This window comes from Candidatus Pantoea communis (genome assembly GCF_011752685.1).
GTDB lineage: Bacteria > Pseudomonadota > Gammaproteobacteria > Enterobacterales > Enterobacteriaceae > Pantoea > Pantoea communis.
Genome location: NZ_VWXC01000004.1, coordinates 110,728 through 122,611 on the forward strand (window position 1 = coordinate 110,728; position 11,884 = coordinate 122,611).

Here is an 11,884-nt window from a genome sequence, read left to right on the forward strand (position 1 = left end):
ATCGTTTGGCGCCCTTTGTTTTATCGTTCGGCGCTATCCCACTGCCACAGCTTTGACGGCGTCAAAATAGCAGGCAAGGGGACATCCCATGCCGCGACTGGCAATGCCTCAACACGCTGGCAATCGTGCGCAATGCCCATCGGTAAAAAGCCATGCTGCTGCCAGTGCTGCAGGGTGCGATCGTAAAAACCTCCACCCATGCCCAATCGCTGACCCTGGTGGTCAAATGCCACTAACGGCACCAGCATCACATCCAACTGATCGAGTGTGGCCATCTGCGTGATATCCAGCGGCGGTTCCGGGATGCGCAATTTGTTCGGGGTCAGTGAGGTCTCAGGTGTATAACGCAGGAACAGCAGATGGCCGGGAGCGAAAGGATGCAGTACCGGCAAATAAACCTGCTTTTTCTGCTGCCACAGCTTGGCAATCAGCGGGCGGGTGTTGATTTCACCATCGACAGATAAAAACAGCGCGATGCGTTGAGCATTAGCGATAGGCGCAAAGTTGATAGCGTGCTCGGCGAGCAGATCGGCAGCTTGTTCCTGCTGTTCAGGCGTAAGGTTGCGACGCAGATGGCGCACATGCTGACGAATGTCCTGGCGATCAAGTAGGGAAGGTGCGGTCATGATGCCCCCCGGCAGAGTCGGCTATTTGGCCAACTATATCATGCGAAGCGGGAGATTCGCGTCATACTTCAGGTACAGGGGGGTTAACTGCGCTCATGCACCCCAATCACTCAATTTGTTAAGCTGATTGGGATTCATTTGCTTGCCGCCTTGCTGAAACATGAGTCTCTGGCGAAGGGGACGAAAGAGAAGATCTCCGAGATGCCGCCGCAGGCTGTAACCCTTGAACCCTTGGTTCAAGGTGAATATGCCGTCGCAACCATCAGGCTTCTCGGACGGACCGAGCATGCTCACAGGTTACGGAGCGTCACATTCTGTTGGTATGAAATATCGGCTCAGGGGACTGGCCCGCTTGCAAACATCTCAGAGAAAATTGACTTCACCGTCACTCTAACACGAGTACCATGAAGTGTTATTCGAATTTAGGGCCCTGGCGATCAGTTATGCGACCTTGCTCAACTAATGCTTGTTCAATGGTCTGCTGCAGCATGCGGATACGTTGTTCCATGTTTGCTGCATAGTCGCGCGTCTTGCCTTTTTCCTGTGCCAGCTCGTGGCAGATATTTAAGGCGGCGATGAACACCAGTTGCTCTGTATTGGTGACTCTAGTGCGAACTTTTAAATCTTGCAACCGTTGATTGAGATCCTCAGCAGCCAGATTCAGCGCATCTTGCTGTTCGGGAGGACAATTTACTCTCAATGAACGACCAAAAATCTGAATATCTACCGGTTGTGCAGACATGCCACCATCCTGACTGATTACTCTGTTCGCATCTCCCTTACCTGTCAATGGGTTGGGAGGTGCGCAACTATATAGAGCCGCGATATAAGTTACAACCCCTTTTCTGGAAACCCTGAGGCACCTGGTGGTAGCATAACACGAACTTATTCTGCCAACGACGACCAAAGCCTATGTCTTTACAGAACGAAACTCCTGGTTACAACGCGCTAGCCGCAGCCCTTTCTCAGCAGGGCGTGGGCATGACGCCAGCCGAAATGCACGGATTGCTGTCCGGCATTTTGTGTGGTGGCAATAAAGACACCCGCTGGAAAACCATGGTCCATGACCTCACCAACGAAGGCATGGCGTTTTCACAAAGCCTGTCACAGCCGCTGCAGGCGCTGCATGAAAATCTGAGCAATACGCTGGAAGACGAGGGTTTCATGTTCCAGCTGATGCTGCCGGAAGATGATGATATCACCGTCTTCGATCGCGCGGATGCGCTCGCGGGCTGGGTCAATCATTTCCTGCTCGGCTTAGGCGTTACGCAGCCGAAGCTGGATAAAGTCACTGGCGAAACCGGCGAAGCGATTGATGATTTGCGCACCATCGCGCAGCTCGGTTACGACGAAGATGAAGATCAGGAAGAGCTGGAGCAGTCGCTGGAAGAAGTGATTGAGTATGTGCGCGTGGCGGCCTTGCTTTGCCATGACACATTCACTCGTCAGCACACGCCAACTGCGCCGGAAGTGCAAAAGCCAACGTTACACTAAGTGCGTTATTGCGGGCGCGTGGTGCCCGTTTCAACAGGGAGTGCAAACATGATTACACTGGATACTTTCCAGCAACGTCGTCAGGCGCTGATTGCCCGTATGGCACCTGGCAGCGCCGCTTTGATTTTCGCTGCACCTGAAGTGACCCGCAGCAACGACACGGAATACAATTTCCGCCAAAACAGCGACTTCTGGTATTTCACCGGGTTCAATGAACCGCAGGCGCTGCTAGTGCTGATCAAAAGTGATGACAAGCATAACCACAGCGTGCTGTTCAATCGAGTTCGCGACCTTACCGCTGAGATCTGGTTTGGCCGCCGCCTCGGGCAAGATGCCGCACCCGCTAAGCTTGGCGTTGACCGCGCTTTACCGTGGGATGACATCGGTGAGCAATTGCATCAGCTGCTCAACGGGCTTGATGTGGTGTATCACGCTCAGGGTGAGTACGCAGAAGCTGACCAACGGTTGTTCAGCGCGTTGGAAAAACTGCGTCGCGGCTTCCGTCAGAATCTCAGCGCGCCTGCCACTGTCACCGACTGGCGTCCGTGGGTGCACGATATGCGCCTGTTCAAAAGCGAAGCTGAGATTGAAATCCTCCGCCGCGCAGGAAAAATCAGTGCGCTGGCACATACTCGTGCGATGCAAGCCTGCCGTCCGGGGATGTTTGAGTATCAGCTCGAAGGCGAAATTCACCATGAATTCAATCGCCACGGCGCACGTTTCCCTTCTTACAACACCATTGTGGGATCGGGTGAGAACGGCTGCATCCTGCATTACACCGAAAACGAAAGTGAAATGCGCGATGGTGATTTGGTGCTGATTGATGCGGGTTGTGAATTCCACGGTTATGCCGGGGACATCACCCGCACCTTCCCGGTTAATGGCAAATTCACGCAACCTCAGCGCGAGATTTACGACATCGTGCTGGCCTCGCTGTACAAAGCGCTGTCGATGTTCCGCCCTGGCATCAGCATCCACGACGTCAATGACGAAGTGGTGCACATCATGATCACCGGTCTGGTCGATCTCGGTATTCTGGAAGGCAATATCGATACGCTGTTCGAAGAGCAGGCGCACCGCCCGTTCTTCATGCACGGCTTGAGTCACTGGCTGGGGCTGGATGTGCATGACGTCGGCCATTACGGTACACCAAGCCGTGACCGCATTCTCGAACCGGGCATGGTGCTGACCATTGAACCTGGCCTGTACATTGCGCCGGATGCCAAAGTCCCACCGCAGTATCGCGGTATCGGTATCCGTATCGAAGATGACATCGTGATCACCGCTGACGGCAACGAAAACCTGACCGACAGCGTAGTAAAAGATGCAGAGGCAATTGAAGCCTTGATGGCAGCGGCACGCCACGCATGAGCATTTTGATTGCAGGCGGCGGCATGACCGGGGCAACCCTGGCGCTGGCGATTTCGCATCTGACGCAAGGCCAACTGCCCGTCACGCTCATTGAGCGCAGTCTGCCGGATAGCCGCAAACATCCGGGCTTTGATGGCCGGGCGATTGCGTTAGCGGCGGGCACCTGTCAGCAGCTGGCGGATATCGATGTATGGCGCTCGCTCGCAGATTGCGGCACGCCGATCACGGATATTCACGTCTCTGACCGTGGCCACACCGGTTTTGTGCAGCTAAAGGCGGATGATTATCAGGTCCCAGCGCTGGGGCAGGTGGTTGAGCTGTTTGATGTGGGCCAGCGCCTGTTCCAGCGTCTGAAAAGTGCGCCTGGTGTGACGCTGCGCTGCCCGGATTACGTCACGACGGTGGTGCGATCAGCTGAATCTGTCACAGTGACACTCAACAGCGGCGAGCAGCTACAGGGCGCGTTGCTGGTGGCAGCCGATGGCTCACGTTCGCCCCTTGCGGCGTCATGCGGTATGACCTGGCAGCGGGACGATTATCAGCAGCTGGCGGTGATTGCCAACGTCACCACGCAGCAACCGCATCAGGGGCGTGCTTTTGAACGCTTCACCGAGCACGGTCCGCTGGCGCTATTACCGATGTCTGGCAATCGCATGTCGCTGGTGTGGTGCCATCCCGTCGAGGCAGAAGCGACAGTTAAACAGTGGGATGATGCGACCTTCCTGCACGAGCTTCAGCAGGCGTTTGGCTGGCGCTTAGGGCGTTTTACCCATGCCGGCCAGCGCGAAGTGTACCCGCTGGCGCTGCAAACCGCAGAGCGTCAGGTGGCGCATCGCCTGGCGTTGGTGGGCAACGCGGCGCAAACGCTGCATCCTATTGCGGGCCAGGGTTTTAACCTGGGCTTGCGCGATGTGATGTCGCTGGCGGAAACGCTGGCAGGCGCGCATCGTCAGCAGCAGGATGTTGGCAGCTATGGCGTTTTGCAGCACTTCGCTGCACGCCGTCAACCGGATCGCGCCGCGACAATCGGCGTGACCGATGGTCTGGTGCGGCTGTTTGCCAATCGTTATGCGCCCTTAGTGGCGGGAAGAAATCTTGGGCTGGTGGCAATGGACCATCTGCCATGGCTGCGAAACCCACTTGCCGCGCGCACGCTCGGCTGGGTGAAGCGTTGAGCATGAATTAAGGGGCAGCAATGCAAACATTTGATGTGGCTATCGCCGGTGGCGGTATGGTAGGTCTGGCCGTCGCCTGCGGATTACAGGGCAGCGGCCTGCGCGTTGCCGTGCTGGAGAAAGCACCTGAGCCACAATTTGATCCAGCGAGCGCCGCATCGATTCGCGTCTCGGCGATCAATGCTGCCAGCGAACGTCTGCTGCAAAAGCTGGATGTCTGGTCCAGTATCCTGGCGTTGCGCGCCAGTGCCTATCACGGCATGGAAGTGTGGGATCAAGACAGCTTTGGTTCCATCAGCTTTGATGATGAGCAGCAAGGCTTATCCCATCTCGGCCATATTATTGAAAACGAAGTGATTCACAGCGCACTGTGGCAGCGCGCCAGTCAGTGCAGCGATATCACCTTATTTGCCCCTGCGCAGTTGCAGCAGGTGGCCTTTGGCGACAACGAAGCGTTCGTCACTTTGCAGGACGGCAGCATGATGAGTGCGCGCCTGCTGATTGCCGCGGATGGGGCAAACTCGTGGCTGCGCGACAAAGCCGATATCCCGATTACCTTCTGGGATTACGATCATCACGCGCTGGTCGCCAATATCCGCACCGATATGCCGCACGATGCAATTGCGCGTCAGGTGTTCCATGGCGACGGCATTCTGGCGTTCCTGCCTATGCAGGACCCGCACCTGTGTTCCATCGTTTGGTCGCTGTCGCCACAAGAAGCGGCCCGCGTGCAGTCGATGCCAGAAGCGCTGTTCAACCAGCATCTGTCAGTAGCCTTCGATATGCGTTTAGGCTTATGCCACGTAGAAAGCGAGCGCAAAACCTTCCCACTGATGGCGCGCTATGCTCGTAACTTTGCCGCGCACCGCCTGGCACTGGTGGGCGATGCCGCGCACACCATTCATCCGCTGGCCGGACAGGGCGTTAACCTTGGCTTCATGGATGCCGCGGAACTGATCGGTGAAATTCGTCGCCTGCATCAGGAAGGGAAAGATATCGGGCAGCACCTTTATCTGCGACGTTATGAGCGCAGCCGCAAGCACAGTGCGGCAATGATGCTGGCGGGCATGCAGGGATTCCGTGAGCTGTTTGCCGGCACCCATCCGGCGAAAAAGCTACTGCGTGATGTGGGATTGAAACTGGCTGACACATTGCCGGGCGTCAAACCGATGATGCTGAAGCAGGCCATGGGGCTAAATGATATGCCCAGCTGGATTCGTTAAATTCTCGTTAAATGGCGCCGATTCAGGCGCCATTTTTTTGCATGAATCACTGTCTCGTCATACCAAAAGCCGCTCCTAAAGTGACAGTTACGTCTGCACTGGGACGTTGCAGGCTGTGTTTGGACAAGCGCATTTTAATTAGCTTTTTCACCCTATGCACTGCTCTGGTGCGCCTCTGCACTCAAATTGCGCCTCGTTTGATTTATTCTAATTTTACTCGCCAATTCGCATTACTTTAACTAATGAAGGTGTCGCGGGTTCGCCGGACCTATTTCCCGTACTGAGGCGTGTGTTCCATTATCAGGCTGTGTTTATCGTTATTAATTGTATTTTATGCGCGGTTAATCACAAAAATGCAGTGAATTGTGCTGTGGTGGGTTTGGTGCGTGCTGAAGGGTGGTACTGTTTCGCCCTCGTTTTCCTTATGGTTAATCGCCGCGTTCGGTGGTAACTTCAGCACAAAGAGAACGTTTGCGTCAGCCTGTATAGGCGGCGCAGGCGCGTCACACTCACTTGTTTTCACAGGATGGTTATGACTCAGCAAACGCCTCTATTCGAACAGCATCAGGCATGCGGTGCGCGCATGGTGGACTTCCATGGCTGGATGATGCCACTGCATTACGGCTCGCAAATGGATGAGCATCATGTGGTGCGCAACGATGCCGGTATGTTTGATGTTTCCCACATGACCATCGTCGATCTGCACGGTGTCCGCACCCGTGAATTCCTGCGTTATCTGCTGGCCAACGATGTCGCCAAACTGACGCAACCCGGCAAAGCCCTCTACACCGGCATGCTGAATGCTTCGGCTGGCGTCATTGATGATTTGATTGTTTACTTTATGACCGAAGACTTTTTCCGCTTAGTGGTGAACTCCGCGACGCGTGAGAAGGATTTGGCGTGGATCAAACAGCACGCTCAGCCGTTTGGTGTCGAACTCACCGAGCGTGACGACCTGGCACTGATTGCCGTACAAGGCCCGCAAGCGCAGCAGAAAGCACAGACGTTGTTTACTGCGGCGCAGCGTGAAGCGGTGGCAGGTATGAAACCGTTCTTTGGTGTGCAAAGCGAAAGCCTGTTCATCGCCACCACCGGTTATACCGGTGAAGCCGGTTATGAAATTGCGATGCCGAACAGTGAAGCGGCCGATTTCTGGCAGAAACTGCTGGCAGCAGGCGTCAAACCGGCTGGCCTGGGTGCGCGTGACACGCTGCGCCTGGAAGCAGGGATGAATCTCTACGGTCAGGAAATGGATGAAGGTGTTTCACCGCTGGCGGCCAATATGGGTTGGACGGTGAGCTGGGAACCTGCCGATCGCGATTTCATCGGTCGCGAGGCGCTAGAAGCGCAACGTGAACATGGGACTGAAAAGCTGGTGGGTTTGATCATGACCGAAAAAGGGGTGCTACGAAACGGCTTGCCGGTGCGTTTCACCGATGAACAAGGTCAGCCACAGCAGGGTATTATTACCAGTGGTTCCTTCTCCCCGACGCTGGGTTACAGCATCGCGCTGGCACGTGTGCCAGCGGGCATTGGTGAGCAAGCGATTGTAGAGATCCGCAATCGTGAAATGCCGGTGAAAGTCACCAAACCGATTTTTGTTCGCGCCGGCAAGCCGGTCGCTCAGTAATTTTTCAGGAGAAATGGCGATGAGCAATGTGCCTAATGAATTGAAATACCGCGATAGTCACGAGTGGGTGCGTAAAGAAGCCGATGGCACCTTCACCGTGGGTATCACCGAACACGCGCAGGAACTGCTGGGCGATATGGTGTTTGTGGATCTGCCTGATGTGGGCGCCACTTTCGCTGCCGGTGATGACTGTGCCGTCGCGGAGTCGGTGAAAGCCGCCTCAGACATCTATGCCCCCCTAAGCGGTGAAATCGTTGCTGTGAACGAAGAGCTGGCCGACGCACCGGAGCTGGTCAACAGCGAACCGTACGCCGCAGGCTGGTTATTCCGTATTAAAGCCAGCGACGTTTCAGAACTTGATTCGATGCTCGACGCCGATGCCTATAAAGGCGCTATCGACGAGTAACCGGTAGTCATCGGAGGTGCTGCATTGCAGCGCCTTCTTTTTTATCTGCCTGATTTAATGCCATTTTTGTAACCCAGCCCGATTCAGGATTTACTGCAAATGACCCAGACTCTCAGCCAGCTTGAACACAACGGTGCCTTCATTGAGCGCCATATCGGTCCTACACCCGCGCAGCAGGCCACCATGCTGGAAGCGATTGGTGCCAGCTCTCTGGAATCACTGATCAGCGCCATCGTGCCTGCCGACATCCAATTGCCAGGCCCGCCTGCGGTCGGTGATGCCGCGACCGAACAGCAAGCGCTGGCAGAGCTGAAAGCCATTGCCAGTCAGAACCAAATCTACAAATCCTGGATCGGCATGGGCTACAGTGCCGTGATCACCCCACCGGTTATCCTGCGTAACATGCTGGAAAACCCAGGCTGGTACACCGCGTACACCCCGTATCAGCCAGAAGTATCGCAGGGCCGCCTTGAAGCGCTGCTGAACTTCCAGACCCTGACGCTGGACTTAACCGGTCTGGATATCGCCTCTGCTTCACTGCTCGATGAAGCCACTGCCGCCGCCGAAGCGATGGCGATGGCGAAGCGCGTCAGCAAACTGAAAAATGCCGGTAAATTCTTTATCGCCGAAGACATCCATCCGCAAACCCTGGATGTGGTGCGCACGCGTGCAGAAACCTTTGGTTTTGAACTGATCATCGACAGCGCCAGCAAAGCGCTGGATCACGACGACCTGTTTGGCGTGCTGCTGCAGCAAGTGGGCACCAGCGGTGAAGTGCATGACTACCGTGCACTGATTGCCGAGCTGAAAAGCCGCAAAGTGGTGGTGAGCGTGGCCGCCGATTTCATGGCGCTGGTGCAGTTAGAAGCACCGGGCAAGCAGGGCGCAGACATCGTTTTCGGTTCCGCTCAGCGCTTTGGTGTGCCGATGGGTTACGGCGGTCCACACGCTGCGTTCTTCGCCAGCCGCGATGAGCACAAACGTTCAATGCCGGGTCGTATCATCGGTGTTTCACGTGATGCTGCTGGCAACACTGCACTGCGTATGGCGATGCAGACCCGTGAGCAGCACATCCGTCGTGAGAAGGCCAACTCCAACATCTGTACATCACAGGTGCTGCTGGCAAACATCGCCGGCCTGTATGCGGTTTATCATGGTCCGGCGGGCCTGAAGCGCATCGCCTCGCGCATTCATCGTCTGACCAGTATTCTGGCCGCTGGCCTGAAAAACGGTGGACTGAAGCTGCGTCATAACAGCTGGTTCGATACCTTAACGGTTGAAGTCGCCGATAAAGCCGAAGTGCTGAATCGCGCGCTGAGCTTTGGCGTCAACCTGCGCAGTGACGTGCTCAACGGCGTGGGTATCACGCTGGATGAAACCACCTCACGCGAAGATGTGCAGACGCTGTTTGCCATTCTGCTGGGTGATGCGCACGGTCAGGAGACTGATGCTCTGGATGCCAGCGTCGCTGCGGAAAACAGCGCTATTCCGGCAGGCATGTCACGTGAAAGTGAGTTCCTGACCCATCCAGTGTTTAACCGTCATCACAGCGAAACCGAGATGATGCGTTACATGCACAGCCTGGAGAAAAAGGATCTGGCGCTGAACCAGGCGATGATCCCGCTCGGTTCGTGCACCATGAAACTCAACGCCGCAGCCGAAATGATTCCGATCACCTGGCCAGAATTCGCCGAGCTGCATCCATTCTGCCCGGCAGAACAGGCTTCAGGCTATCTGCAGATGATTGGCCAGCTGTCACAGTGGCTGGTACAGCTCACCGGTTACGATGCACTCTGCATGCAGCCAAACTCCGGTGCGCAGGGTGAATATGCTGGTCTGCTGGCGATTCGTCGTTATCACGAGAGCCGCAACGAAGGTGGACGTAATGTCTGCCTGATCCCAAGTTCTGCGCACGGTACTAACCCGGCTTCCGCACAGATGGCGGGCATGGCAGTGGTGGTGGTGGCCTGTGATAAACAAGGCAACATCGACCTCGGCGATCTGCGTGAGAAAGCCGCCCAGGTTGGCGATGAGCTGTCTTGCATCATGGTGACCTATCCTTCAACCCACGGCGTGTACGAAGAAACCATTCGTGAAGTGTGCCAGATCGTGCATCAGTATGGCGGTCAGGTTTACCTGGATGGCGCCAACATGAACGCCCAGGTGGGCATCACCACGCCAGGTTACATCGGCGCAGATGTCTCGCACCTTAACCTGCATAAAACCTTCTGCATTCCGCACGGCGGTGGCGGTCCAGGCATGGGCCCAATCGGTGTGAAAGCGCATCTGGCTCCGTTTGTACCGGGTCACAGCGTGGTGCAAATTGATGGTGTGCTGACGCAGCAAGGCGCAGTCTCTGCCGCACCATTCGGTAGTGCCTCGATTCTGCCAATCAGCTGGATGTACATCCGCATGATGGGCGCGGAGGGTCTGAAGCAGGCGAGTTCGGTAGCCATTCTGAATGCCAACTACATTGCCAGCCGTCTGCAATCGGCTTATCCGATTCTGTATGCCGGTCGCGATGGTCGCGTGGCGCACGAATGTATTCTCGATATTCGTCCGCTGAAAGAGCATACCGGCATCAGCGAGCTGGATATTGCCAAACGCTTGATCGACTATGGCTTCCACGCGCCAACCATGTCCTTCCCGGTGGCCGGGACACTGATGGTTGAGCCTACGGAATCCGAAAGCAAAATCGAGCTGGATCGCTTTATCGATGCGATGCTCTCCATCCGCATGGAGATTGACCGCGTAGCCGACGGCGAATGGCCCGCTGACGATAACCCGCTGGTAAATGCACCTCATACTCAGATGGAGATCGTTGGCGAGTGGGCGCATCCGTACACCCGCGAACTGGCGGTGTTCCCGGCAGGTAGCGCCAACAAATACTGGCCAACCGTGAAGCGTCTGGATGATGTGTTTGGTGACCGCAACGTGTTCTGCTCCTGTGTTCCAATGAGCGAATACCAATAATTTAGCCGTTATGCTCAGGGCCGCCGTTGTATTGGCGGCACTCATTCACCTCGCTCACGGACTTATATGGGCTTGCGGGAAGGGTGGAGCCTGCTGCCTTGTGCAACTCAAATTATTTTGGCTAAACACATTTTGATCCCTAATCTAAGGGCCGAGAAATCGGCCCTTTTTCTATTTGGAGGCAACATGGATTTGGCATTAGTCACCGGCGGTAGCCGTGGCATTGGACGCGCAACAGCCTTGATGCTGGCGCAGGCGGGTTATCGTGTTGCAGTTAACTATCGTAAGCGCGCCACTGAAGCTCAGCAGGTCGTGACTGAGATCGAAGAACAGGGCGGCAGCGCCTTTGCCGTGCAGGCGGATATCGCCGATGAAGCTCAGGTCGTGCGCATGTTCCAACAGCTTGATCAGCAGCCAGGCAACCTGCGCGTGCTGGTCAATAATGCCGGGATTTTGTTTACGCAGTGCCGCGTAGAAGATCTCGATGCTGAACGTATTCAGCGCGTGTTCGCCACCAACGTTACTGGCACCTTTATCTGCTGTCGTGAAGCGGTGAAGCGCATGAGCACCGCACACGGCGGTCAGGGCGGTTCGATCATCAATGTCTCCTCAGCGGCAGCGCGTCTCGGTGCGCCGGGCGAGTATGTTGATTACGCGGCGTCAAAAGGGGCCATGGATACGCTGACCAAAGGCTTATCGCTGGAAGTGGCGGCGCAGGGCATTCGCGTCAATAGCGTGCGTCCGGGCTTAATCTATACCGAGATGCACGCGGATGGGGGGGAACCAGGCAGAGTTGATCGTGTTGCCAGCTCACTGCCAATGCAGCGCGGGGGGCAGGCTGAAGAGATCGCCGCCGCGATTATCTGGCTGGCAAGCGATGCCGCTTCTTACGTCACCGGCACCTTTATTGATGCGGCAGGTGGCCGCTAATCTTCTGATTTAATCATCGAAACTGAAGCAGCGTTACCCAGAGCGCTGCTGTCAGC

General features: G+C 55.9%; 10 protein-coding genes and 1 other RNA gene. 8 read left to right on the top strand and 3 right to left on the bottom strand.

The window, feature by feature from the left end; all coding sequences use genetic code 11:
* Nucleotides 1-20 precede the first annotated feature (20 nt).
* The 3 genes from F3J37_RS07740 to zapA form a co-directional block, all read right to left on the bottom strand.
* Nucleotides 21-626: a 5-formyltetrahydrofolate cyclo-ligase gene (locus F3J37_RS07740; RefSeq protein WP_097118032.1), complete on the bottom strand. Its 606-nt coding sequence runs from the start codon at nucleotides 624-626 to the stop codon at nucleotides 21-23.
* Between the two features lie 189 nt (nucleotides 627-815).
* Nucleotides 816-999: non-coding RNA, 6S RNA (gene ssrS, locus F3J37_RS07745), on the bottom strand.
* Between the two features lie 39 nt (nucleotides 1,000-1,038).
* Nucleotides 1,039-1,368 carry a cell division protein ZapA gene (gene zapA / locus F3J37_RS07750; protein ID WP_034823204.1) on the bottom strand — a complete coding sequence of 110 codons (330 nt, stop codon included), beginning with the start codon at nucleotides 1,366-1,368 and terminating at the stop codon, nucleotides 1,039-1,041.
* Between the two features lie 170 nt (nucleotides 1,369-1,538).
* On the opposite strand from zapA, the gene F3J37_RS07755 reads away from it, so the two are divergent.
* From F3J37_RS07755 to F3J37_RS07790, 8 genes are all read left to right on the top strand, one after another.
* The gene (locus F3J37_RS07755) at nucleotides 1,539-2,120 is read left to right on the top strand and encodes a YecA/YgfB family protein (protein WP_034823202.1); all 582 of its coding nucleotides are present in this window, start codon (nucleotides 1,539-1,541) and stop codon (nucleotides 2,118-2,120) included.
* Between the two features lie 48 nt (nucleotides 2,121-2,168).
* Nucleotides 2,169-3,491: a Xaa-Pro aminopeptidase gene (gene pepP / locus F3J37_RS07760; protein WP_166932874.1), complete on the top strand. Its 1,323-nt coding sequence runs from the start codon at nucleotides 2,169-2,171 to the stop codon at nucleotides 3,489-3,491.
* Nucleotides 3,488-4,666 (top strand): 2-octaprenyl-6-methoxyphenyl hydroxylase, encoded by a 1,179-nt coding sequence (gene ubiH, locus F3J37_RS07765; RefSeq protein ID WP_166932876.1) that lies wholly within the window; start codon nucleotides 3,488-3,490, stop codon nucleotides 4,664-4,666. The genes pepP and ubiH overlap by 4 nt, the downstream gene beginning before the upstream one ends.
* A gap of 20 nt (nucleotides 4,667-4,686) precedes the next feature.
* Nucleotides 4,687-5,889 (top strand): FAD-dependent 2-octaprenylphenol hydroxylase, encoded by a 1,203-nt coding sequence (gene ubiI / locus F3J37_RS07770; RefSeq protein ID WP_160833073.1) that lies wholly within the window; start codon nucleotides 4,687-4,689, stop codon nucleotides 5,887-5,889.
* Between the two features lie 532 nt (nucleotides 5,890-6,421).
* The gene (gcvT, locus tag F3J37_RS07775) at nucleotides 6,422-7,519 is read left to right on the top strand and encodes a glycine cleavage system aminomethyltransferase GcvT (RefSeq protein WP_166932877.1); all 1,098 of its coding nucleotides are present in this window, start codon (nucleotides 6,422-6,424) and stop codon (nucleotides 7,517-7,519) included.
* A gap of 19 nt (nucleotides 7,520-7,538) precedes the next feature.
* Nucleotides 7,539-7,925 carry a glycine cleavage system protein GcvH gene (gcvH, locus tag F3J37_RS07780; protein WP_034823193.1) on the top strand — a complete coding sequence of 129 codons (387 nt, stop codon included), beginning with the start codon at nucleotides 7,539-7,541 and terminating at the stop codon, nucleotides 7,923-7,925.
* A 99-nt stretch (nucleotides 7,926-8,024) separates the two neighbouring features.
* Nucleotides 8,025-10,898, top strand: coding sequence for an aminomethyl-transferring glycine dehydrogenase (gene gcvP / locus F3J37_RS07785; RefSeq protein ID WP_166932879.1), 2,874 nt, complete (start codon nucleotides 8,025-8,027; stop codon nucleotides 10,896-10,898).
* 186 nt (nucleotides 10,899-11,084) lie between these two features.
* Nucleotides 11,085-11,828 carry an SDR family oxidoreductase gene (locus tag F3J37_RS07790; RefSeq protein WP_166932880.1) on the top strand — a complete coding sequence of 248 codons (744 nt, stop codon included), beginning with the start codon at nucleotides 11,085-11,087 and terminating at the stop codon, nucleotides 11,826-11,828.
* Nucleotides 11,829-11,884 lie beyond the last annotated feature (56 nt).